19 protein-coding genes and 2 pseudogenes are annotated in these 23,506 nt (G+C 58.3%); 18 read left to right on the plus strand and 3 right to left on the minus strand.

Features of this window, described 5'->3' with window-relative positions; genetic code table 11:
• The 4 genes from KGL31_12720 to KGL31_12735 all read left to right on the plus strand — a co-directional run.
• The coding region (locus KGL31_12720; protein ID MDE2322752.1) for an extracellular solute-binding protein at positions 1-679 on the plus strand (679 nt) is incomplete at its 5' end.
• A complete protein-coding gene (locus KGL31_12725; GenBank protein ID MDE2322753.1) occupies positions 679-2,262 on the plus strand; it encodes an iron ABC transporter permease in 1,584 nt (527 codons plus the stop codon). The genes KGL31_12720 and KGL31_12725, both read left to right, overlap by 1 nt.
• Positions 2,263-2,264: 2 nt before the next feature.
• A complete protein-coding gene (locus KGL31_12730; GenBank protein ID MDE2322754.1) occupies positions 2,265-2,972 on the plus strand; it encodes an ABC transporter ATP-binding protein in 708 nt (235 codons plus the stop codon).
• 46 nt (positions 2,973-3,018) lie between these two features.
• Positions 3,019-3,765: a hypothetical protein gene (locus KGL31_12735; GenBank protein MDE2322755.1), complete on the plus strand. Its 747-nt coding sequence runs from the start codon at positions 3,019-3,021 to the stop codon at positions 3,763-3,765.
• On the opposite strand, the pseudogene KGL31_12740 reads toward KGL31_12735, so the two are convergent.
• Together KGL31_12740 and pgeF are read right to left on the minus strand one after the other, a co-directional pair.
• Positions 3,752-3,841, minus strand: a pseudogene (locus tag KGL31_12740) (YjbQ family protein). The gene KGL31_12735 and the pseudogene KGL31_12740 overlap by 14 nt on opposite strands.
• A 7-nt stretch (positions 3,842-3,848) precedes the next feature.
• A complete protein-coding gene (gene pgeF / locus KGL31_12745; GenBank protein MDE2322756.1) occupies positions 3,849-4,622 on the minus strand; it encodes a peptidoglycan editing factor PgeF in 774 nt (257 codons plus the stop codon).
• Positions 4,623-4,729: 107 nt separating this feature from the next.
• On the opposite strand from pgeF, the gene KGL31_12750 reads away from it, so the two are divergent.
• The 3 genes from KGL31_12750 (at position 4,730) to KGL31_12760 (ending at position 8,709) form a co-directional block, all read left to right on the plus strand.
• Positions 4,730-5,677, plus strand: a complete 948-nt coding sequence (locus KGL31_12750) for an NUDIX domain-containing protein (protein MDE2322757.1) — start codon at positions 4,730-4,732, stop codon at positions 5,675-5,677.
• 32 nt (positions 5,678-5,709) lie between these two features.
• Positions 5,710-6,573, plus strand: a complete 864-nt coding sequence (locus KGL31_12755) for a J domain-containing protein (GenBank protein ID MDE2322758.1) — start codon at positions 5,710-5,712, stop codon at positions 6,571-6,573.
• A gap of 201 nt (positions 6,574-6,774) precedes the next feature.
• Entirely contained in the window at positions 6,775-8,709 is a 1,935-nt protein-coding gene (locus tag KGL31_12760; protein MDE2322759.1) for a nitrate- and nitrite sensing domain-containing protein, read from the plus strand.
• Here KGL31_12760 and KGL31_12765 read toward each other — a convergent pair.
• Positions 8,704-9,651: an alpha/beta hydrolase gene (locus tag KGL31_12765; protein ID MDE2322760.1), complete on the minus strand. Its 948-nt coding sequence runs from the start codon at positions 9,649-9,651 to the stop codon at positions 8,704-8,706. The two genes, KGL31_12760 and KGL31_12765, sit on opposite strands and share 6 nt — an antisense overlap.
• Before the next feature lie 156 nt (positions 9,652-9,807).
• Between KGL31_12765 and glnD the strand changes: the two genes are divergently transcribed.
• The 11 genes and pseudogenes from glnD to KGL31_12820 all read left to right on the plus strand — a co-directional run bounded on the left by glnD (position 9,808) and on the right by KGL31_12820 (position 23,500).
• Positions 9,808-12,606, plus strand: a complete 2,799-nt coding sequence (gene glnD, locus KGL31_12770) for a [protein-PII] uridylyltransferase (protein MDE2322761.1) — start codon at positions 9,808-9,810, stop codon at positions 12,604-12,606.
• On the plus strand, positions 12,542-13,462 hold the full coding sequence (gene aroE / locus KGL31_12775; protein MDE2322762.1) for a shikimate dehydrogenase: 921 nt from the start codon (positions 12,542-12,544) through the stop codon (positions 13,460-13,462). The genes glnD and aroE overlap by 65 nt, the downstream gene beginning before the upstream one ends.
• 94 nt (positions 13,463-13,556) lie before the next feature.
• Complete coding sequence (gene pilB / locus KGL31_12780; protein ID MDE2322763.1) at positions 13,557-15,254, plus strand: type IV-A pilus assembly ATPase PilB; 1,698 nt, start codon at positions 13,557-13,559, stop codon at positions 15,252-15,254.
• Positions 15,255-15,359: 105 nt separating this feature from the next.
• The gene (locus KGL31_12785; GenBank protein MDE2322764.1) at positions 15,360-16,439 is read left to right on the plus strand and encodes a type IV pilus twitching motility protein PilT; all 1,080 of its coding nucleotides are present in this window, start codon (positions 15,360-15,362) and stop codon (positions 16,437-16,439) included.
• A 21-nt stretch (positions 16,440-16,460) separates the two neighbouring features.
• Positions 16,461-17,672: a type II secretion system F family protein gene (locus KGL31_12790; GenBank protein ID MDE2322765.1), complete on the plus strand. Its 1,212-nt coding sequence runs from the start codon at positions 16,461-16,463 to the stop codon at positions 17,670-17,672.
• Positions 17,673-17,810: 138 nt separating this feature from the next.
• A complete protein-coding gene (locus KGL31_12795; protein ID MDE2322766.1) occupies positions 17,811-19,484 on the plus strand; it encodes a PAS domain S-box protein in 1,674 nt (557 codons plus the stop codon).
• A 59-nt stretch (positions 19,485-19,543) separates the two neighbouring features.
• Positions 19,544-20,926, plus strand: coding sequence for a sigma-54-dependent Fis family transcriptional regulator (locus tag KGL31_12800; protein ID MDE2322767.1), 1,383 nt, complete (start codon positions 19,544-19,546; stop codon positions 20,924-20,926).
• A gap of 248 nt (positions 20,927-21,174) precedes the next feature.
• A pseudogene (locus KGL31_12805) lies at positions 21,175-21,264 on the plus strand (prepilin-type N-terminal cleavage/methylation domain-containing protein).
• A gap of 476 nt (positions 21,265-21,740) precedes the next feature.
• Positions 21,741-22,223 (plus strand): GspH/FimT family pseudopilin, encoded by a 483-nt coding sequence (locus KGL31_12810; protein ID MDE2322768.1) that lies wholly within the window; start codon positions 21,741-21,743, stop codon positions 22,221-22,223.
• 11 nt (positions 22,224-22,234) lie between these two features.
• Positions 22,235-22,681: a prepilin-type N-terminal cleavage/methylation domain-containing protein gene (locus tag KGL31_12815; GenBank protein MDE2322769.1), complete on the plus strand. Its 447-nt coding sequence runs from the start codon at positions 22,235-22,237 to the stop codon at positions 22,679-22,681.
• Between the two features lie 12 nt (positions 22,682-22,693).
• On the plus strand, positions 22,694-23,500 hold the full coding sequence (locus tag KGL31_12820) for a type II secretion system protein (protein ID MDE2322770.1): 807 nt from the start codon (positions 22,694-22,696) through the stop codon (positions 23,498-23,500).
• Positions 23,501-23,506: the final 6 nt, after the last annotated feature.

Consider the following 23,506-nt stretch of genomic DNA (forward strand, 5'->3'; position numbering starts at 1 on the left):
AATCCCGGACAATTTTAAAAATTCGGAAGGTCAATGGACAGGCTTCTCTGCACGGGCGAGGATACTGCTGGTCAAGAAAAGTCTCACTGAAAAACCGCGATCGATCCTGTCGTATACCGAGCCGCGGTGGAAAGGACGGGCAGTTATCGCCAATCCGTTGTTCGGGACCACGACTGCAGAAATCGCGGCCCTTTTCATTGTGTGGGGAGATGACACAACAAAGACGTTCCTGGATGCAATGAAGGGTAATCAAATCAGGATTTCGACGAGCAATGGTGAGAGTGCCGACCTTGTGGCAAGCGGCGAGTTTGATTTCGCTCTTGTAGACAGCGACGACGGCGCGAGCCGCATGAAACAGGGCAAGCCTGTAGACGTCGTTTTCCCGGATCAGGATACGGCAGACATTGGCAGTCTTATCGTTCCGAACGCGGTGGTATTCATCAAAGGCGCGCCACACCCTGACAATGCCAAAAAGCTGATAGACTATCTGCTCTCAAAAGAAACGGAACGGAAATTGGCGTTCGCGGAATGCGCGCAGATCCCCTTGCGTCCGGACGTTGAAACTCCTCCCGTCGTAAGGCGCATTGAGACCATCAAGACGATGAAGGTCGATTATGCCGAGGTTGCAAAGAAGATGCAGGACATCCAGCCCGTTCTTAAAACTTGGGTAGGGTATTGATGGCCAAACGCATTGTCTTGTCCTCAGTGTTTGCGGTGTTGGTCGTGGCAGGCCTGCTTCCCGTCCTTGCCATGGGAGTTAAAAGCATCATCCTCGACGGCCGCTTCAGCCTTGAAAATTATAAGGCACTCCTCACGCTCGGACGAGCGCAGACCCTCATAAGTCACAGTGTTGCCTTGTCACTGCTGACGACTTTTTTTGCGACGATCATCGGGCTGCCCTTAGGTATACTCCTCGGCAAAACAGATCTGCCTTTCGGGAAACTCCTGATTGTACTCTTTGCGATCCCCTTGCTGATACCCCCTTACATCACGGCCATCTCGTGGTTCTATATACTGGGCAGAGGGGGCGTTGTAGGCAGATTGCTCGGCCCATCTCTTGCTGAGCTTACTTCGAAGTGGCTGTTCGGGTTGCCGGGTTGCGTCCTGATCCTCTTTTCGACATTTCTGCCTATCGTGATTCTTCTGACCGTTACTTACTTGACAACCATCAATCCCCGCCTTGAAGAGGCCGGAAGGCTGGTATCGGACTGGCCGGGTGTTCTAAGAAGCATTACGATCCCCCTGATCCTTCCCGGAGTTCTGCTGGCGGTGATGCTCGTGTTCCTTCTCAGTTTAGGAGAGTTCAGCGTTCCGTCCTTTCTGCGTTATGATGTATTTCCTGTCGAAAGCTTTACCCAGTTTTCGGCCTTCCTGAATTTCAGTGCTGCCACGGTAGCTGCGATCCCGCTCGCAATTGTCACGTTCTTTGTCCTTGCCCTCGAATCGCATTTCCTTCGAGAAAAGACATATCAGGTTCGCCCGGCTCACGGAACACCCTTTACTGAAAGGATCCAACTCGGGAGACACAGAAAGTGGTTGTTCACATTATCGGCCCTGCTCTGCTTTGTTATCGTCATCCTGCCCTCTCTTGTATTGATCGTACAGTCGTTGTCGGTAAATGCCTATTCTCTTGCAATCGCGAAGGCCGGTGACAGCCTTATCAGGAGCCTTATATATGCAGCGATCGGCGCTTCGGTGCTGACAGTAATCGGCTTTTTTTCAGGCTACCTGGTCCACACACACGCGCTTCCCTTCTGGCAGACCACTGATTCACTCACTATTTTTCTTTTTGCTCTTCCGAGCACGGTCATCGGGATCGGCCTGATCAGCCTCTGGAACCGGCCATGGACGAACTTCATTTATGCAACGCCGGTTATCATTATCATCGGCTACATCGCCCAGTATGCTGCAATCAGCAGCCGTATAACGGTCTCTATGCTGACGCAGATTCCGCCATCAATGGAGGAGGCTGCCCAGGTTGCGGGCGCGGGGTGGTTTCGCAGAATGGCGCTGATCGTAGCGCCCCTTGCGAAGCGCGGTCTCATGGCTGCCTGGCTTGTCGGGTTCATCTTCTGCGTGCGCGATACGGGAATCAGCATGATTGTCTATCCTCCAGGATTTGACACGCTGCCGGTCCGCACCTTTACACTTATGGCAAATGCTCCTGCCGGCCTTACATCGGCACTCTGCGTGATCATGATCTGTGCCGCGCTTGTCCCGGTTGGAATTTTGACCGCGGCCTTTAAAACGAGGATGCTTTAATCGTGACATTCCTCAAAATTACATCGGTAACTAAATCATATAACGGGCGGTCGGTACTGCACGATTTCTCGCTGGAGATCGAAAAAGGAGAACGTCTCGTCATCCTCGGTCCTTCCGGCTGCGGAAAGACTACGGTATTGAGGCTTCTTGCCGGGTTCATAGCTCCGGATTCAGGAAGCATCAGCATTGAAGGCGACCTTGTTGCGGCTGAAGGGAAAACGGTAAAAGGTCCTGAAGCGAGAAATTTCGGGATGGTATTTCAGGACCTTGCCCTTTGGCCGCATCTTTCGGTTAGCGGTAACCTGGAGTTTGGCCTTCGGGCCAAAGGAATTCCCTCCCAAGACCGGAAACATCGTGTTCAAGAATTGTTACGGCTCGTTGAGATGGAAGCGTACGTGAATGCGAAGCCGGCAGAGCTGTCTGGCGGCCAACAGCAGCGGGTCGCCCTGGCTCGCGCGCTCATTCTGCGGCCTCAGGCACTCCTGATGGACGAGCCGCTCTCCAATCTGGATGAAGAGCTAAACCGCAGGCTCCGAAAAGAGATTCTGCGTTTGCAGGAGACCTTGGGGTTCACGCTCCTTTTCGTCACTCATGACCGGCAGGAGAGCGCAGAACTTGCCACCCGGATTGTTGTTATGAGGTCTGGCCGAATCGAACGCATTCTCACTGAGCGTCCGGATGCTGAACCGAAATCCGGAGTAGCGCCATGAGGGATGACATACGACATCACACTCACGGAAGCGCGTCACGGCGAAGATGACACCCGCCTCCGTCCTGAGCCGAAGCTGGCTATTGGCATTCGCCATGCTCTTGCCTGCTTCCACGGCCTGGGGCTACCGGCCCTTCGTCTCAACCGATGCTGCTGTCGCCGACCCTAAAGAGTTGGAGATCGAGCTTGGATATTTTAACCTGGAGCGGTCGGGAGGGAAACGCACCTTCATCGTCCCTAAGGTCATCTTGAACTATGGCATCGTCAGAAACCTGGAGGTCGTTGGGGAGTTCGAGGCCGCAAAGCCTCCGGATCGAGGCGCTCAGCTCGTCGATCCCGGGGTTTTCCTGAAGGCGGTCTTGAAGGAGGGCATCCTCCAGGATCAGGAAGGGAGCGGCGTTGCGGTCGAGATCGGACCTCTTTTGCCTTCCACAGTTCAGGGCGAGCGGCGGCTTGGCTTCGAAGGGATCGGGATCCTGAGTGGAAGGTTTATCCCCTTCACCTATCACGTAAACCTTGGAGGAGGCGTGGATCGGGCGGAGGCGAATCCATTCGTCATCTGGGGACTGATCGTGGAGCTTCCAGTTTTCCCACGCTTCAGGCTCGTAGGAGAGGTCAACGGGGAGAGCGCCAGAGGGCGGCCCGCAGATAACTCTGGTCTCGTCGGTTTCATCTGGCAGCCATCACCCTCAAGCCCCTTCCTCGATGCGGGGATCAGGCATGGCTTTAGCGCTGGCGCACCTGACTGGCTGTTCACGATGGGGCTGACCTTCGGTTTCCCTATTCGCCCATGACCTTGATAATCGCCCGCTTTTTGGCCTGCTCGTCAAACTTCGCGTAATAGATCTGCTGCCACGGGCCAAGATCGAGGCGACAATCAGCTCTCCCCTCGCCAGCCGATGAAGCTCAACTGGTGGCCGCTCTTTCCCTCTTTCCGGTATGAGTAGAAATCCCTACTGTAGCAGGCCGTGCAGGGACCGATCTTGTTGATCTGCATCTGAGGAATGCCTGCGCCGAGAAGCTGGGCCTCGTTGAGCGCTCTCAGGTCAAGGCGACCTTTCGCGCCGTCCGGCTTCCAGGCATTTGTGAGTTCCTTGCGCCAATTCGCACCGATCTGCGCCTCGACCTCAGGTCCCACCTCGTAGCAGCAGGGGCCGATGGACGGTCCCATCGCCACGTGAAGCGCGGCGAGGTCGATCCGGTAGGCCTCTTTCATCAACGCGACCGCCCGTGGGGCGATGCCTTCGGCCGTTCCCCGCCAGCCGGCGTGGATCGCAGCGGCAATCTTTCGAACAGGCTCCACGAACAGGAGGGGGACGCAATCGGCCGCCATCACCCCTACGCAGAGATTGGGCGCATCGGTCATCAGCCCATCCCCGATCCCGGCCAGCTTGCCGGTCTCGCTGGAGACCGGCAGGATCACATTGCCGTGGACCTGCTTGGCCGTGATAATGTCGATATCGCGCAGGCCAAGCGCTATCTTCAGCTCGCACCAGTTCTGTCTAACGGCTTGAGGATCGTCTCCATCATCGCATGAAAGGCGAAAGGCGGCATTGGATGGCCGGTCCCGGCCGCCGACGCGGCCAAGAAAGCCGTGGACCAAGCCGTTAAATTGTTGCCAGTGCGGGACTTCCAGACGAAGAATCTTCATGTTGGGGCTATTCTACGCAAACACCGGAGGCGTGTCAAACTGTGGCACTGGAGCAATCCTCAGCGGACAGGATTGTCACCCACTGCTCTGGGGAGTATAATAACCACATGAAGCAAGCCCTTTTAATCGTTGATCATGGCAGCCGCCGCGAAGGATCAAACGATCTGCTCCGTCAGGTCGCCACCCTGATGGGGGAACGGTTCGGCCTGAGTATCGTCCACTACGCCCACATGGAGCTTGGCGAGCCGACCATCCAACAGGGGTTTGATGCCTGCGTTGCTGATGGGGCGGAGGAGGTGATTATCCATCCGTACTTTCTGAGTGCGGGGCATCACGTCGCCGTCGGCATTCCCGACCTGGTCAGGCAGGCGGCCGGTCGACACCCGGGCGTGACCTGCCGGATCACACAGCCGCTGGGTGTCCATCCAAAGATCGGCGAGGTGATCCTCGAACGGGTTACCGAATCCGATGGCGATGATCAGGTGGGGACAGTTCAATCGGAACTCGACGTATCGGGCGAGGGCAAGCGCGCGCATGGCCATATGCACCGCACGGACGACTCGTTCCGATATTGCCCGCGATGCGGGATGGCGCTCAAACCCAGGCAGCTGAAGCCAGACGGGCCAGAGCTGCCGGCCTGTCAGAGCTGCTCATTCATCCAGTATCCCGACCCAAAGGTGGCGGCAGGCACCCTGTTTACGCTTGACGGTGGGATCGTACTGGTCCGACGAGCGATCTCCCCGGCGTACGGCAAATGGGTCTTTCCCGGCGGCTTCGTCGATAAGGGCGAGCGGGTCGAGGCGGCGGCCATTCGCGAAACGAAAGAAGAGGTCAACCTCGATGTCGAGATCGACCGGCTTCTGAATGTCTACTCCTATGAAGACTCCGGGGTCGTGATCGTCGCCTACGCGGCGCGTGTCGTCGGTGGCGAGCTCGCCGCAAAGGACGAAGCGCTCGATGCGAAGGTCTTCTCCCCAACCAGGATTCCGTGGGAGGACCTGGCGTTCCGCAGTGCGCACGACGCCATCAAGGATTATCTTGCTTACTACTTCTGATACAACAGCGCGAAGCCGCCGGAGTAACAGCCGTGCCTCGAGTGCGTGACAATAGTAAGGATTATTACGCGATCCTTGGCGTATCATCAGACGTTTCGGAAGAAGAACTGAAAAAGGCCTACCGGCGACTCGCGCTCCAGCATCACCCCGACAAGAATCCGGGAGATCCCAGGGCGGGGGAGCGGTTCAAAGCGATCAGCGAGGCGTATGCCGTTCTGATGGATCAGAGCAAGCGGAGCCAGTACGATGCCTTCCGCGGGACCCAAGCCGGGGCGGGCGGCGCCGCGGGCGGATTCCGGTACTCCCAGGAAGAGATTTTCCGGGATCTCTTTTCTAATCCTGCCATGTCATCGATCTTTCAGGAGATGAACCGTGAATTCGCCAGGGCCGGTATCCGCTTCGATGACGCTTTCGTGCGCCAGGTCTTCTTCGGTAGCCGCGGATTCGTCTTCGGCGGTGTCTTTATGGGTGCGCCGATCGGGGTGCTCAGACGACGCGCCTCTCGCATGGCGGTCGATCGCCGAGGAGACAGGTCAACGGTTGAAGGGACCCTGGGCCAAGAGGCATTGGAAGAGGGCCGCTCACAGGGCCTCTGGTCAGCGATCGGCCGAGGGCTCAAGGCCGGCTGTGACCTGGTGAAACGGAGAATATTCGGAGCGTCGGATTCTGCTGAGGCTAGTCCGAATCTCCGGTATCATCTGACCGTTACCGCTCAGGAGGCCGCGTCCGGCACGCGCAAGCGCGTCAGCTTCATGCGGGGCGACCAGATCGAGGAGCTGATGGTGGCAATCCCTCCCGGCATCCGATCCGGGACCAGGCTGCGGTTGAAAGGCAAAGGGCTTGAGGGTGAGAATGGGATGCGCGGGGACCTCTATTTGCGGGTGACAATTACATAGCACAGGCGTATTCTTAACTTCCGCTATACGTAGGTCGTGGGTCGCAACAATGGATGACATTCCCGCGAAGCGTGGCCCCGCATGTTTTAAGCGGGGAGCGGGAATCCAGAAACGTACTGGTGGAACTCCTGCCGATCAAAGACAACTCCAACGACGTAGAATTGGCACTATGGGATGTGGCCGTAGTGGCGCAATAACCGCATGACAATACGAGCCAGGTTACTGCTCGGATTTGGACTGGTGTGCCTTGCCCTGGTGGCGGCGCCGCTTACCATCTATATGGTGCAAAGCAGCAGAGCGCTCCAATCCGCGCGCCTGAAGTACGCTGGAATTGCGCCGTCGAAGGCGCTACTGAGGATGGTGCAGTTGCAGCAACAGCATCGTGGACTCTCAGCCGGCGTTCTGGGCGGGAACATGACGATGGAGGTGCAGCGCGTCGCCAAGCAAGCTGAAACTGACAAGGCGGTCGAGGCATTTGGTGCGATTGTACAGTCCGACATCCATGATCCCGCGTTGGTCGCCGACTGGCGCCGGGTGGCCGACTCCTGGAGGGGGCTTGCGAGCGGCGTGTCCTCGCGCTCGATCTCCGGTGAGGAGAGTTTTACCAAACACACGGCGCTCGTCGACGAAGATCTGAAGCTGCTCGATCTCATGTTGGATTACTTCGGCCTATCGTACGACCCAACCGGCCGTGACTACCATCTGACCATGGCGCTGTTGGTGCATATGCCGACCCTCACCGAGTTCCTCGGCCAGGCGCGGGCGCGCGGCATGCTCCTGTTGGCGCAAAAGCGCATTACACTTGCGGACCGTACCGCGTTGATCAGTCTGATCAGCAATGTCGAGAGGCAACACGAGTACATGAAGCGCGAGTTAGGCAAGGCGGTGGCGCTAAACCCACAAATGAAATCCGATCTGGGCCATATCGCACAGGGAAGCATGTTGCTCGCGCGGATGGCGATAGATCTCGCCAGAACCCAGGTGGTAGAAGTCGAGGCGCCAAGCTATTCGCCGACCGATTACTTAGCGCTATTCACCCAGGCGATCGACGGTCAATTCGCGCTACTCGATAGAGCGATGGTCGACCTGGAAGGAGGGTTAGAGGCGCGCATTGCCGCGTTGCGAGGTGGACAGATGATGACGATCGGCTTCATGGCGGCGGTGATCGCGTTCGCGGTCTGGCTTGGGGCGGTGTTCGTCCGCGCGATCAGACAGGATATGGCCGCCCTGCAACAGAGCGAGGAGGCGCAGCGACGCCACGCCGGCGAGCTCGAAGCCACCGTCGAGGAGCGGACGAGAGAGCTACGTGTGGCCAATGCTCAGCTCGAAGCGGCGTCCCGCCATAAGTCCGAGTTCCTGACCCACATGTCACACGAACTGCGGACCCCCCTGAACGCGATCCTCGGCTTCTCGGAGCTCCTGCGAAACCCGACCATCGGGCCGCTCAATGAGCAGCAAGCCCGGCACCTTACCCACATCCAGACAGGCGGCAAGCACCTGCTAGCCATCACCAACGACCTCCTTGACCTCGCTAAAGTCGAGGCAGGTAAGCTTGAGCTGTACCCGGAGCCCTTCGTCCTCGATGAAGCACTCATGGCCGCCCTTGCCGGTGTCCGACCGATGGCCGACCACAAGCGCCTGAGCCTCACGCTGCACGCTGAAACCGCTACGACTCCCTTCACTGCCGACCCCGTCCGATTCAAACAGATTATGTACAACCTCCTCTCCAACGCCATCAAGTTCACCCCTGAAGGCGGCCAAGTTACGGTTACTGCACGGATGGCGTCAGACGCCGGACATCAAGAAGCAGGAAGCAGGAGGCAGGAGGCAGAAAAACAAGACGGGGATCCTCAACCCACAGGTGATTTCTTAGAAATCGCCGTGACCGATACCGGGATTGGGATGACGGCAGAGAATCTGATCAAGCTCTTTCAACCCTTTACCCAACTGGACCCCGCCCTTGCCAAGCAGTACCATGGGACCGGCCTCGGACTTGTGCTCACGAAGCAGCTCATTGAGCTACACAACGGCAGGATCTGGGCAACCTCGGAGGGCAAAGGTCGCGGGAGCAGTTTCACAATACGCTTCCCACTGGTGCCACGGTCGAGTCCGGGAATGGATGGTAAACGACTATGAGGGTGTGTCTCCGATCACCCCGCTGAGGAAACGGTTGAGCGTAGCCAGATAGGCCTGACTGCCGACCAGGTAGAGGTCGTTATGGTGGGCGCCCTTGATGCCGTAGAACGCCTTCGGCTCTCTCGCGGCCTCAAAGAGGCGTCGACCATGCCGGAACGGAACGATTTCGTCGTTCTCACCATGGACGATCAGAAGAGGGGCCCTGATCTGCCCGATCTTCGAGAGGGTGTCGTACTTGGTCTGAAGGAACGAACCGATCGGGAGGAGCGGGAAGCTCACCTTCGCCATCTCCGGGATGGACAGGAAGGGCGATTCCAGGATCAGGGCGGCGCAGCCATGTCTAGTCGCCATCTCTACCGCCACGGCGCTCCCGAGCGATTCGCCAAGGAAGACGATTTTGGTCGAGTCTATGTCCCCTCGGCCACGCAGATACCGAATCGCCGAATCACCATCTCGATAGGTTCCCTCCTCTGACGCCCGGCCTTCGCTCCGGCCATATTCGCGGTAGTCGAAGATGAATATATTGGCTCCCAGCAGGTCATGGCGAAGCTTGATGTTATCCAGCCGGTGGCTGATATTGCCGGCGTTACCGTGGAACCAGAGGATCGTGAGAGGCGACCCGGTCCCGGGAATCCACCAGCCGTTGAGGCGCAACCCATCCGTTGTCTTAAAGTAGACCTCCTCATAGGCCAGGCCCCGGTCGCTCGGCGTCGCTTCAATCCGCTTGTCAGGGAAGAAGACAAACTTATTTTCCAGCCCCTCCACGCACCCTCCGGCGAGGAACAGGGTCAGCATCACAACCGGAGCCGTTCGCGTGGTCGCGGCCCTCGGGTGAGATGGAAGGGAATCGCAAGCTGAAGTCCCAGCATGGTTGTTCCCTTTTGAGCGTCCGATGCCACTGCCTCGTCGACTGTTGCCTTTGATGATGGGCAGGCGTCTCACCTGCCCCCCTTACAACATCGTGACTTATCATCTGTGCGATATATAGACATATACGGGTAGGAAAAATACGCCCATGAGACATCTGTGTCAACTCCAATTGGCCTTGACCCTGTCCAGCCGGCCCGCCTATACTAAGTGCAACCAACGGGGTGAAGGATGAAACGATTCCAAGCCATCGCGAAGGGCCGCTTCGCAATACTGCGAAACCGAGGGGCGAATGCCGCGAGCCCCGCCGGCGACGTGCCCCCGGCTTCCGTCGAGTGCTCAGCCCTGGCCGGTGCCCTGCAATCCATACTGCAAGGGGGTCATGCGGCCAATAGTCTGATTCCCGCCCTCAGAGGGTTCATCTCCGATGAGCAGACCCGGATTCTTCACATCCATCGGAGTGGGGGAACCGGGCAGGCGGTGGTTCGATCGATCGCCACACTCACGGACGCGGTGGTGACCACACTTTTTCAACTGGCGGAGACGGCCTGTGATCCGGATCTGAAGCGGCGCAGCGACGGGTGTGCGCTGGTTGCGCTGGGCGGCTATGGCCGGCAGGAGATGAATCCGGCCTCCGATGTGGATCTCATGTTTGTCTACCCCCGCAGGGCCGATACCTACCTGGACACGATCCTCCATCCGGTGTTGAGCACCCTCTGGGACGTCGGGTTTGTTGTGGGACATTGCTGCCGCTCCATCGATGACTGCGTACGAATGGCCCGGATGGACCTGACTTCCTGCACCTCAATGATGGAAGCCCGATACCTCGCCGGCGACCCGGCGCTCTATCAGGCGTTCAGTGCCAAGTTGGGACGGTCGGTCTTGTACAAGCAAGCCGATACCCTCGTCAAGCGAAAGCTTCAGGAATTGCATGAACGCCACTACCGTTACGGCGCGTCTATCTATGTGCAGGAGCCGCACATCAAGGAAGGTCCCGGCGGCCTGAGGGACCTTCACGCCGCCCTTTGCATCGCCCGGATCACCCAGCGGGTGGGTACGCCGTCCGAACTGGTGCAGAGAAGGCTCCTCGGTCAGGAGGAGCGCGAACGGTGGGACCATGCCCTGGATTTCATGCTCCGCCTGCGTAATGAACTCCATTACCTGTACCGGGGCAAGAACGATGTACTCTCGCTCTCTATACAAGAACAGGTGGCAGCCAACCTTGGGTTTCTGGACACGGCTCGCTCTTACGGCGTAGAACAGTTCATGCAGCGCTATTATCTGGCTGCAAAGGATATCTCGCAGTTGTCGGCGCAGTTGATCTCGCGCTGTACGCAAGGGAGGTCGCAGGTGGAGAGGGTGATGCGGAGGCTGAAGGCGCGCGATATCGGCGATGAGCTGACGGAGATCGATCGCTGCATCTACGTGTCGCCGAAGAATCGGGGCCTGTTTCAGGATGACCCCGTCCGGTTGCTGAAGGTGTTCTGGTACGCGCAGCAGATGGGATACACGTTGAGTCAGGAGATTCAGGATCAGATCAGAGCCGAGACGCATCTCATCAATGAGGGGGTGAGGCGTTCGAGCCGGGCCCTTGGCTTTTTCCTGGCCATCCTGCGAGAACCGAAGGGGGTAGCCGCCACGCTTAGGAGCATGCATGAACTTGGCGTGCTGGGAGCCTACATCCCGGAGTTCGCGAAGCTCACCCGCCTGGTCCAGTTCGATTTCTACCATCGGTACACCGTAGACGAACACACCTTTCTGGCTATCGAGACGCTCGAACATCTGGATGAGGTGTCACGATTTTACGGTGAAGAGTTTCGCTCGCTCGCATCGGATGCCAAGCGGCTCGAAATCCTTCGATTGGCGCTGCTGCTCCACGATATCGGCAAGGGGGAAGGGGCCGACCACGCGCCCAAGAGCGCCTCCCTGGTTGAAGCGATCCTTCACCGAATGAGCATCCCGGGGCCCGATGCCGATGCTGTCGGCTTCTTAGTGGCGCGTCATCTGGAGATGTCGCATATCGCCCAGCGCCTGGACCTCGACGATGAGGCCATCGTAATAGACTTTGCCAAGAAGGTGCAGACGCTCGATCGATTGAAAATGCTGTACCTGCTCACCTTCGCCGACATCAAGGCGGTCGGGCCCGGCGTCTGGACCGAGTGGAAAGGCACATTGCTGTGGGAGCTGTATATCAAGACCCATACCGTCCTCATCCGGGGTATCCCGGAGGGCGAGGACGACCTTGCCCGCGCCGAGCGGGTCAAATCGCAGCTTACCCAGGAACTATCACCGGAGTTCGGCGTGGAGGCGGTGAAACGGCACCTGCAGGAGGCCCCAATACGGTACCTGCTGATGACCCCGCCCCACAAGGTTGCGTCACACATGCGTGTAATTGCGCGCGTACAACGGGGTGAGGAGGCGTCCAGCCAATGGGCGGCATTCCCGTTGGCCGGCTACTCCGAGTTTACCGTGTGCGCGTATGGCCGTCACGGGCGATTTGCGCAGGTTGTGGGGACGCTCACCGCAAACGGGATGAACATCCTGAGCGCTCAGATTTTCACGCTGTCAAGCGGAATGGTCATCCGGCACTTCAGGGTCGATAACGGTAGCGGTGTGGCCATTGAAGACCCTGCCGTCTGGGACCGAGTGATTGCGGATCTGCGAGAGGTTCTCGGGGGCAGGGTCGCCGTCCATGATCTGATCAAGAGCCGCAGGAAAGAGGTCTTGGTTCGGCCGATCCAGAAGGGCATGGAATTCCCGATCAAGGTGGAATTTGACAATCTGGTCTCCCATGCATACACCGTCCTGGATATTCGGACACGGGACCGGTTGGGTCTTCTGTACCTCATCACCAGCACCCTGTCGCAGCTTGGGGTTGATATACGCTCCGCCAAGATCACGACCGAGGCCGAGCAGGTCGTCGATGTCTTCTATGTGACCAATAAGGACGGGAGCAAGCTGACCGATGAGGGGCGGAGGGCCAAGATCGGGGTCGAACTGGAGCGTGTACTTGCGGAGGGATTCAATTAACCTGCAATTTACGGCTGCGGCGAAGGTGTTTGTCCTCTTCGGTGATCCTGTGGCGCATAGCCTGTCGCCGGTCATGCAGAATGCCGCGCTCCAGGCGGCCGGGATCGATGGTCTCTATATTCCGTGGCGGGTAAAATCCGTCGGTTTGCCGATCGCGTTCGAGTCGCTCCGCGCGATGGACAACTTCGGGGGCGCGAATGTCACGATTCCCCACAAGGAGCAGGCGTTCGCGCTGGTCGACACCCTGACACCAGAGGCCGCCGCAGTGGGCGCGGTCAATTCGGTCGTAGCGAGAGACGGACGTCTGCTCGGAGCCAATACCGACGGACCGGGGTTTCTCCGATCACTCCATGAGGAGGCGGGTTTTCTGCCGCGTGGGAAGCCTGCTGTTATCCTTGGGGCAGGCGGGGCGGCGCGGGCTGTAGCCTGGAGCCTTGCCGAAGCCGGCGCCGAATTAGTCGTCGTCAACCGGACCGTCGAGCGCGCGCAGTCGCTGGCTGAGTTCGTACACCAGGCAATCGGAACCCCGGTCATCGGACTGGGGCTTGATGATCCTCGGACGCCGGCCAGGGTGAGAAACTGTGCCCTGGTGGTGAATACCACATCAGTCGGACTTATCCCCTCAGATCCTCCACCGATCGACCCGAGCCTCCTTCAGCCAGGCGCATTGGTCTACGATCTGATCTACCGACCACGGGAGACCGCATTACTGCGAGAGGCGAAGAGACGGGGGTGTCAGGTCTTAGGCGGGCTGGGTATGTTGCTGTATCAGGGCGCCCTGGCCTTCGAACTGTGGACCGGGCAAAAGCCCTCAGAGGAAGCGATGCGGCACGCCCTCGTGGCTGCGCTTGCGTAACTTTTCAGAGGTATGGTATGCTAACGCTGTATCATGACTGGCAAGGATAGCTGGGAGGCACTAGTTGTAGGTAAGACAAGAAAAGGATAGGTGTATGTCATCCGGGCGATTGGGCGAGATGCTGGTAAGAGCTAACCTGATTACGCCCGAGCAGTTGGATGACGCCCTTGCGCTGCAGAAAACCGCCGGTGGACGGATCGGATCGGTTCTCGTCAAACTCGGGTATGCCAGCGAGGAGGCGATCGCATCCTTTCTGGGGCGCCAATATGGCGTGCCGCCCGTTGATCTCAGTAAAGCTACGATCGATCCCGCTCTCCTCAAGCTTGTTCCTGCCGAAGTAGCTCGAAAGCATCTGCTCATCCCCGTGGGCCGGTCCGGAGGCTTCCTTATGGTTGCCATGGCGGACCCGTCCGATATCTTTGCCATCGATGAAATCAGATTCATTACCGGTCACAACATACAACCGATGGTCGCTCCGGACGCATCCATCCAGAACGCTCTCAACAGGTACTACGAAACGGCCGGTTTCGCCAGAAGCCTGGTCAGGGATTTTGAGCAAAAAGAGCTGGGAGTCGCTGAGCCGGATCAGAGGGGAATTGATCTGGCCGAGCTGTATCGGGCCACCGAAGAGGCCCCGGTGGTGAAGCTGGTCAACCTCATTCTGACCGACGCGATCAACAAGGGTGCCTCTGACATCCACATGGAGCCCTACGAGAAGGCATTCCGTATTCGTTTCAGGCTCGATGGCGTCCTCTACGAGGTGATGTCTCCGCCCTTTACGCTGCACGCCGCAGTCACCTCTCGCATTAAGATCATGGCGCGATTGGACATCGCCGAACGGCGTATGCCTCAGGACGGGCGGATCAAGGTCAAGATGCGAGAACGGGAGCTGGACCTTCGGGTCTCTACGGTCCCGACGCTGTTCGGCGAGAAGGTGGTTATGCGACTCCTGGACCGCGCGAACCTCGAACTGGACATGAGCAAGCTCGGATTTGAGCCTGAGGCGCTCGCCATGTTCGAGAAGGCTATCCTCGCCCCGTACGGCATGATCCTGGCAACCGGTCCGACCGGAAGCGGGAAAACGACTACATTGTATTCGGCGCTCAACCGGCTGAACCGTATCGGCACCAACATCATGACTGCGGAAGACCCGATCGAGTACAACCTGACCGGAATCAATCAGACTCAGGTCAAGTCGGATATCGGCCTGACCTTTGCCGCCTTACTCAGGTCGTTCCTCCGACAAGACCCGGACATCATCATGGTGGGAGAGATCCGCGATTTCGAGACGGCCGAGATTGCGATCAAGGCCGCCCTGACCGGCCACCTGGTCCTGAGCACGGTCCATACCAACGACGCAATCAGTACGGTAGGGCGACTGATCAGTATGGGTGTGCCGGCGTATCTGGTAAGCGCCTCGCTCAATCTGTTGCTCGCCCAGCGTCTGGTCCGGCGGCTCTGCGCGGAGTGCCGGACAGAGATATCGATTCCTATCTCCACGCTGGAGAGCATCGGTTTCAGTTCGCAGGAGGCGAAGAGCGTGACCTGCTATCAGGGTAAGGGGTGCATTGCCTGTCGCGACACCGGCTATCGGGGCCGGGTCGGCCTTTACGAGGTGGTACTGCTCAACGAACAGATGCGGGAGGCGATCCTGAATGGCGCTTCCGTCAGTGAGCTTCGCGCGCTTCAACGTCAGTACGGGATGAGGAGCCTCGGGGAAAGCGGCCTGCAGAAGATCCGGGAAGGCGTCACTACCGTCGAAGAGGTTGTTCGGGTCACCAGTCTCTTTTAGGACAGGCTGAGAGGCTCTCCAACCTTCCAGCGTTTTAGCGTCCAAGCTTTTTGGCTGTTAACGTGGCACTGATCTTGCTTATCCACATCTCGATGGGAGATAGGCATGGACCTGCATGAGATGTTGAAGGAGGTGGTTGAGCGCGGCGCCTCCGATCTGCACCTGACCGTCGGCGTCCCGCCGATGCTGCGCCTGCACGGCCGCATCTGTCCCTTGGGGGATCTGCCGCTGGTCCCGACAGAAACGAAAAGCCTGGCCTATAGCGTCCTGACCGACGCCCAGAAACAGCAGTTTGAAGAAGAGAAAGAACTCGACCTCTCCTTCGGAGTCAAGGACTTGAGCAGGTTCCGGGCGAATGTCTATATTCAGCGAGGAGCCGTGGGGATGGCGATTCGGGCTATCCCATACACCATTCACCCATTCGAAGAGTTGGGCCTCCCGAAGATCGTGGCTGATCTCTGTGAGAAGCCGAAGGGGCTCATTCTTGTCACCGGACCGACCGGTTCCGGGAAATCGACCACGCTGGCTACGATGATTGACAAGATCAACTCCGAGCACCATGAGCACATCGTCACCATCGAAGACCCCATCGAATTCCTGCACCCGCATAAGAGCTGCATCGTCAACCAGCGCGAGGTTCACTCCGACACCCGATCGTTCGCGGAAGCGCTGAGAAGGATCCTGAGGCAGGATCCCGACAAGGTCCTCATCGGTGAGATGCGGGACCAGGAGACGATTGCCGCCGCCCTCACCATCGCGGAGACCGGGCACCTGACGTTTGCGACGCTGCATACCAACTCGGCCGTGGAAACCATCAACCGGGTTATCGACGTCTTTCCCTCGAATCAACAGTCGCAAATTCGCGCCCAACTATCCTTCGTTCTGGAAGGAGTGCTCTGCCAGGCTCTTATTCCCAGGAGCAATGGCCAGGGGCGTGTGCTTGCGCTGGAGATCATGGTTCCGAACCCTGCCATCCGCAATCTGATTCGGGAAGACAAAATTCACCAGATCTATTCCACGATGCAAACCGGCCAGGAGAAATTCGGGATGCAGACGATGAATCAGTCGCTCCTTGGGCATTACGTGAGGCGGAACATCACACTGGAAGAGGCGATGCTCAGGAGTACACTGCCCGATGAACTGATCCAGATGATCCAGCGCGCGCAGCAGAAAAATAGGGTGTAGGGTTCAGGGTAGAGGGAAAAGATGCCGATCTTTGCCTATCGCGGACGAAGCCAGGCGGGCCGGGTGGTTGCCGGGCAGATTGAGGCCAATACCATGGAGGCTGTGGTCGCGCAACTCCGCCAACAACGGATCTTTCCGATCTCCGTCAAGCCGAAGCCGAAGTCGATCGAGCTGAAGATTCCCGGATTCGGCAAGAAGGTGAAGGAGAAGGATCTCGCTGTGTGCACCCGCCAACTTGCCACCATGATCGACGCTGGACTCCCCCTGGTGCAATGCCTGGAGGTCTTGGCATCCCAACAGCCGAATAAACGGTTCAAGAACGTCCTTACCGAGATCAGGGGGGAGGTGGAGGGGGGCTCGACCTTTGCGGCGGCTCTCAAGCGCCATCCGACCGTTTTTACGCCGCTGTACGCCAACATGGTGGAGGCGGGCGAGGCCGGGGGGCTTCTCGACACTATCCTGAACCGGCTTGCGGTGTACATCGAGAAAGCGATGACCCTCCGACGGAAGGTCAAAGGCGCCATGATTTACCCCAGTACCATCGTCGTCGTTGCGATCGTCGTCGTCATCTTCTTGCTGACCTTCGTGATCCCGGTCTTTGAAGGATTTTTCGAGGGGGCGGGGGTTCCGCTTCCCCTGCCGACTCTGATGGTCATGACGGCGAGCCGCTTCGTTCGGAGATATCTCCTGGCCGGCCTCGGCCTCGTCGTCGCAGGGATCGTCGGCATCCGGTTCAGTTATAAAACAGAGAAGGGCAGGAGGGCCATCGATGGATTGTTTCTGCGGATGCCGATATTCGGAGTGCTGTTCCGGAAGGTAGCAGTGGCTAGGTTCACGCGGACCCTGGGGACATTGATTGCCAGCGGTGTCCCTATCCTTGACGGACTGAGTATCACCGCGACAACTGCCGGGAACAAGGTGGTAGAAGAGGCGATCGTGAAAACCCGCAGCAGCATCACCGAAGGTAAGACCATCGCCGCGCCGCTCCAGTCATCCGGGGTGTTCCCGCCGATGGTCGTACAGATGATCAGCGTTGGAGAACAGTCCGGGGCGCTTGACTCGATGTTGGAAAAGATCGCCGATTTCTACGATTCCGAGGTCGATCAAGCGGTCGCAAATCTGACCGCCCTGATTGAGCCGATACTGATGGTATTTCTCGGAGTGGTCATAGGCGGCATGATCGTGGCGATGTATCTGCCCATCTTCAGGTTGGTAACAGTGGTAGGGCGTTAACAGGGACCCAGAAATAGACATTGGGATATGTCATTGCGAGCGACCAACAGGAGCGCGGCAATTTCATCGTCGTTGTTCTGAAAGACTGTGAGATTGCTTCGGCTTTGCCTCGCAATGACCGAAGGGATTTTTTAACCTATGGCGGACACATACGAGCTTCCGACTGAAGATGTTGCGCTGGGCCGACAGGTCAAATGGCTGATCGGCCTCCGGCTCCTCGTGGCATTCCTGTTTTTGGGCTCAGCGGGCGTCCTCGCCATCCGAGAGCACCCCCCCTTCGCGCTGACCCCTCTCTTCGGCTTAATCGCCTGTGCCTGCCTTCTCACCGTCTTCTATCTCCTCGCGCTGAACCGCACCGCGCGGCTGAGGCGACTCTGTGGTCTGCAGATCTGGATCGACGCAGTCCTGGTCACCGCCCTGGTGTACTACACCGGTGGGATCGGGAGTCTCTTTGCATTTGTCTACATCTTGCCCGTCCTGGCTGCCGCCATCCTCCTGTCCAGACGATCAAGCCTGTTGCTCGCCGGCGGGAGCACCATGCTCTATGGAGCATTGATTGACATGCAGCTCTATGGGCTCACGCAGCGGGTGCAGTTTCTCGCCACGGGAGGTGCCACGTATGATCCCGCATACGCACTCCTCCAGCTCTTCGTCAACGGCGCCACCTTTTTCCTCGTGGCCCTTTTGGGCAGCCGGCTTGCCGAGCGGCTCAAAGAGACGGGTCGTGAACTGGAAGCGCAACGGACCGACCTCCGCAATCTTCGGACTCTTCATCAGGACATCGTCGAGAACATCCCAAGCGGGGTCGTGACGCTGGACCTTGAGGGGAAGATTGTGTCGTTTAACCAGGGCGCGCAGAAGATCATCGGCGTCACGGTGGAACAGATACGAGATAAGAGCTGGCGAGAGACCCCTTTTGGAGAGATCCAGGAGCTTGAGACGTTCTTCTCCGCTCCCACGGCCACCTTTAGCGGATGCTCCCAGGAGCTTGCGATCCGAAATCACGCCGGTCAGTCTATCCCGATCGGAATCAACCTCACACCGCTGAGGTCGTCTGAGGGCAGACTCGTAGGCCTCGTGGGCATCTTTCAGGACCTGACGGAGCGGAAAAAGACGGAGGCCAGGCTCCGTCAAGCCGACCGGCTCGCGACGGCGGGACAACTGGCGGCCGGACTGGCGCATGAAGTAAGGAACCCATTGGCCGCCATCAGCGGTTGTATTGAACTGATAAAAGAAGGGGGAACGACCAGACCGCAACTGCTCGACATTGTGCTTCGGGAGGCCGAGCGACTGAAGTTGGTGACAGGACAGTTCCTGGATTTCGCCAAGCCGACCCTGGCTTTGCAGAAACGATGCGATCTTGGAGCGCTGGTCGCAGAAGCAGTCTCGCTTCTGGAAAAGAGTTGCGACAGCGCCCACCCGGTGACCTTTTCCATTCAGCGGGAGGCTGACGAGATTATGGCTACCGGTGATCCTGATCAGTTGAAGCAGGCGCTTTGGAACCTTGGGCTTAACGCGATTCAGGCCATGCAAATGGGCGGGCAGCTCAGCTTTGCCGTCCGCCATCACGGAGCTAAGAACGGCGGCGGCTGGGTAGCGATCGAGTTGACTGATACGGGACGGGGAATCCCGCCGGAAGAGGTCGAACGGATCTTTGATCCATTCTATACCACGAGGCCGGGCGGCACAGGCTTGGGGCTAACCATCACACAGAAGATCATTGATAATCTCGGCGGTCGGATCGAAGTGATCAGCCGGGAAGGCGGCGGGTCTACCTTCCGGGTCTTACTTAAACAGGCCCAGGATGAATAGCCTGAAGGCTGAGGACTTTCAGGGGTAGAAACCGGGAAGGTTGTGAGAGGAGTCACGTTTTGGAAATGATATTGGTCGTCGATGATGAGCAGGGGATGCGCGAGCTTCTCACCGTCCTTTTGGAGCATCAGGGATATCGGGTGATTACTGCCTCTGACGGTGAGCAGGCGCTTGATCTCGTTGCGCATCAGTCACCGGATCTGGTGATCTCTGATGTTCGAATGCCACGGATGGATGGGATCGGCCTTCTGACCGGTATACGGAAAGCAGATCCGCATCTACCGGTCATCATGGTCACGGCATACGCCTCCATGGATTCGACGATTCAGGCCATGCGATTAGGCGCTGATGACTATATCACCAAGCCGTTCCGGATCGACGAGATCCGACTGGTTGTGGAAAAGGCATTAGCCAAGGCCAGGCGACCGACTGATCAGACCTCCCGGTCGGCAGCGATGGAGGAGGCGCAGCCCGCGGGGCTCATCGGCCGCAGCCCGAAGATGGTTGAGCTGTATAAACTGATCACTCGGATTGTCGAACTGGACAGTACGGTCCTCATCACCGGGGAAAGCGGGACAGGCAAGGAGCTGGTGGCCAGGACCATCCACTGTGCAAGCCCTCGAGCCGACCGTCTGTTTCTCGCCATCAACTGCGGGGCCATACCTGAGCAACTCCTGGAGAGCGAGCTGTTTGGCCACGTAAAGGGTTCATTTACCGGGGCGGTCTCCCACAAGGCCGGGCTCTTCGAAGTCGCCAACCGCGGTACCGTACTCTTGGATGAGATCGGCGAGATGAGCCCGGCCCTTCAGGTCAAGCTCCTCCGGTTCCTGCAGGGGCGGACTTTCCGGCGGGTGGGTGGGACGGAGGACCTGGAGGTGGATGTCCGCCTCATCGCGGCCACGAACAAGGACCTGGTGAAGGCGATGGCCGGCGGCGCGTTTCGCGAAGATCTATTCTATCGGTTGAATGTGATCCCGATTCATCTGCCGCCGCTTCGTGAGCGAACGGAGGATATCCCTTTGCTGGCCAACAGGTTGCTGGCTCAGTGTGTACTTCGCCAGCGGAGGGGCCCGGCTTCAATCGCTCCGGAGGCTATGGAGATCCTTGTGCGGTATCGGTGGCCGGGCAATGTGCGGGAGCTGGAGAATGTCATCGAACGGGCCGTCGCTCTCGAGACGACCGATCAGTTGACTCCAACCAGTATTTCTGTGCAGATGAGTACGGAGGACGAGAGCGCAGGGCGGCAGCGTCTGTGGACCTTCACCCTTCCGCCGGAGGGGATCGACCTGGACAACACCGTCTCCCAGATCGAGAAAGATCTGATGCTGCAAGCGCTCGAGCGCTCAGGATGGGTCCAGAGTAAGGCCGCTGAACTGCTCAATCTCACCTTTCGCGCCTTTCGGTACAAGGTCAAGAAGTACGGCATCTCCAAGACTCACTGATCCCTCCAAAATCGTCAGTTAACTGACGCTTTCTGTCACGTTCAATTGGCTGCTTCACACCCAAATGACTTCTATATGTTGTTATATATCCTATTCGAACTTGGTATGCTTGCATTTATGATCAGTTAATGGAAACGAATCACATATGGCACGGCAACTGCAATGTAAACAGCTAAATGGCTGTCTTTGTATCGGCTAACATTAAACGGTAAAGGAGAAGAGAGATGGAACGGCTAAGAAAGAAGCTGATCGGACGGAAAGGTGGATTCACGTTGATTGAGTTGATGGTCGTTGTGGCGATCATTGGCATCCTGGCGGCGATCGCCATCCCGCTATATGCCAGCATGCAGATGAAGGCGCGGGTCGGCAGAGCCCAAGCCGATGCCGCAGTTATCGCGGAGGCGGTGTCTGCCTTCGGGGCCCACTGCGGCGATGTACCTGGCACAGGCTACCCGGGAGGGGGAGCGGCCGCTACCTGTGCCAACGCAATCACTGGGACCGGGGTCATACCCCTCACTCAGGCGGTCACGGATGGCAATAATATTGCTGCGGGGCCGTTCCTCCGAGCGGCTCCAACACCGCCAACGGGCGGTAACCCAGTCTGGACCTACACATATACGAGGACTGGGACTGGAATCTTCACCATCGTAGCGGCCGGCGATGGGCAGACCATCACGCTGCCGTAAGCAGCCGCAAGGGCGCGGCCGGGGAGAGGCGCGCAGCCTCTCCCCATTGCCCGGGTCTTCCACAGATGCCCACACTGCGTAAGGCGGTCTCACGGTAGTAAGTTGTTTCTGGGGCGAATGGTGTTCAGATGATCTTCGGGCGAAATCGAGTGAACGGTCAACGGGGATTTACCCTCGTAGAGGTGATTGCGATTGTGGCAATCATCGGGATCGCCAGCGTGGCGGCTATCCCCCAGTTTGTCACCTTTCTCAGCGCGATGAAGACGCGGGGAGCATCCCAAGAGCTGACGACGGTGCTCCAGCAGGCCCGGGAGCTGGCCATTGCCCGCAACACCAATTACCAGGTAAATATCGATGTGAACGCGAACCGATTGCAGTTTGTGGATAACTCAACCGGCAACGTCTGGATCGGTCCAGGAACCGATGCGCAGGGTTTCAGACGACTGGTCAATCAATCTCAGCTCACCGGCGCGCCCGCCAACCCGATTATCTTTAACCCCCTCGGGACCGCCCGTGGGGGGACCATCACCGTGCAGAACGCGCAGGGTACGTCATCCCTGAATGTCGTCGTCAGCTCTGCGGGCCGCGTTCAAATCCAGCAAGCCCAGTGAGGAGAAGCGAGATGCGGGCGCAGCGCGGCTTTACCCTTGTCGAGGTCCTGATTGCCCTCGCGATCCTCACCGTCGCAGTCTTAGGAGTGGCGGCAACGACTATACTTCAAAGCGGGGGGAGCGCAGGCGGCCTCTCCTTCGGTCAGGCCGCCGTCACGCGAGGCTATTATCTGTCGACGGCAACCATGCTCGCCCAGGACCGGCTGGAACAGGTGAAACGAGTCCAGTACAAGGTAGGTGCTGACCCCTTTGCTCCAGGCAACCCCCCGCCGGGCTTTCCGGATGAAAGCCCCGTCACCAGCTTTCCTAATTTCAACCGGCAGGTCAGAGTTGTGGACGGTCCTGTTGTCCCGAACACCAAGCAGGTGACCGTCACGGTAGCCTTCACCCTTCCTACGAGTCAGGGGGCGAACCAGGAGAGCATAAACGTCAAGACGCTCGTCGCTGCCAGGCCATAAAGGGGAGCGGTCATGAGGCGTTTCACAAAGACAGAGGGGTACAGCCTCATTGAGCTGTTGATCGCCCTGGCGATTGCAGGTTTGATCGGCGGGGCCATCCTGGGCGTCTACCGGGTTTCGCAGGACACCTATATCCGAGCCAGCTCTCTGGAGGCCGCGCAGGTGGGGGCGAGGGCAGGCCTGGACCGTATGGCGAACGAACTGAGGCTGATCGGCTCATACTGGATCGGGGCGTCCGGCGCAGGCAATGCCATCACGGCTGCCAGTCCTGCCAGTATAACCTTTATGGCAAACGTGAACGACTTATACATGGCAAACGCAAATGCGCTTGAGGCGGCAGCTACAAATAACGTCACCGGGACGGCTGTGTCCCTGAGCATATTGGCATCGGATACCGCCAATGCCTTCAAGGTCTATGTGAATTCCGCTCTGAATGATTATATCTATATCGCCAATGGGGGTACGCGGGAAGTCAAGCAGATAAATAGCATAAATAGTAACACGCTTACACTTGTATCGGCCACCGGCTCGACCTATCCCGTGGGCAGTCTTGTCCGGGATGTCAAGATGATCACCTATGCCAGAAATACGGGCAACAATACCCTCACCAGGACTCAGGGCGGAGACACCGCCGATACCATTGTCGATAATGTGACAGGCCTGACTTTTACCTATTTCGATGCTACAGGGGGAGCGTTGCCCGCCAGTCCTCCAAATCTGGGTGTCATCAGAGAGATCCGGATCGACTTCACAGTTCAGGACGCTGGCGGCGGCACGCGCTACATGACCACCAGGGTCAAGCCAAGGAGCCTGCCATGAGCATGA

It is taken from the genome of Candidatus Methylomirabilota bacterium, assembly GCA_028870115.1.
Classification (GTDB): Bacteria; Methylomirabilota; Methylomirabilia; order Methylomirabilales; family Methylomirabilaceae; genus Methylomirabilis.

Coding starts and splice junctions, on each gene's coding strand:
- KGL31_12760 (MDE2322759.1), top strand. CDS start 6,775: ATGACAATACGAGCCAGGTTACTGCTCGGATTTGGACTGGTGTGCCTT.
- pilB (MDE2322763.1), top strand. CDS start 13,557: ATGTCATCCGGGCGATTGGGCGAGATGCTGGTAAGAGCTAACCTGATT.
- glnD (MDE2322761.1), top strand. CDS start 9,808: ATGAAACGATTCCAAGCCATCGCGAAGGGCCGCTTCGCAATACTGCGA.
- aroE (MDE2322762.1), top strand. CDS start 12,542: ATGAGGGGCGGAGGGCCAAGATCGGGGTCGAACTGGAGCGTGTACTTG.
- KGL31_12750 (MDE2322757.1), top strand. CDS start 4,730: ATGAAGCAAGCCCTTTTAATCGTTGATCATGGCAGCCGCCGCGAAGGA.
- KGL31_12790 (MDE2322765.1), top strand. CDS start 16,461: ATGCCGATCTTTGCCTATCGCGGACGAAGCCAGGCGGGCCGGGTGGTT.
- KGL31_12785 (MDE2322764.1), top strand. CDS start 15,360: ATGGACCTGCATGAGATGTTGAAGGAGGTGGTTGAGCGCGGCGCCTCC.
- KGL31_12725 (MDE2322753.1), top strand. CDS start 679: ATGGCCAAACGCATTGTCTTGTCCTCAGTGTTTGCGGTGTTGGTCGTG.
- pgeF (MDE2322756.1), bottom strand. CDS start 4,622: ATGAAGATTCTTCGTCTGGAAGTCCCGCACTGGCAACAATTTAACGGC.
- KGL31_12795 (MDE2322766.1), top strand. CDS start 17,811: ATGGCGGACACATACGAGCTTCCGACTGAAGATGTTGCGCTGGGCCGA.
- KGL31_12815 (MDE2322769.1), top strand. CDS start 22,235: ATGCGGGCGCAGCGCGGCTTTACCCTTGTCGAGGTCCTGATTGCCCTC.
- KGL31_12735 (MDE2322755.1), top strand. CDS start 3,019: ATGACACCCGCCTCCGTCCTGAGCCGAAGCTGGCTATTGGCATTCGCC.
- KGL31_12820 (MDE2322770.1), top strand. CDS start 22,694: ATGAGGCGTTTCACAAAGACAGAGGGGTACAGCCTCATTGAGCTGTTG.
- KGL31_12810 (MDE2322768.1), top strand. CDS start 21,741: ATGATCTTCGGGCGAAATCGAGTGAACGGTCAACGGGGATTTACCCTC.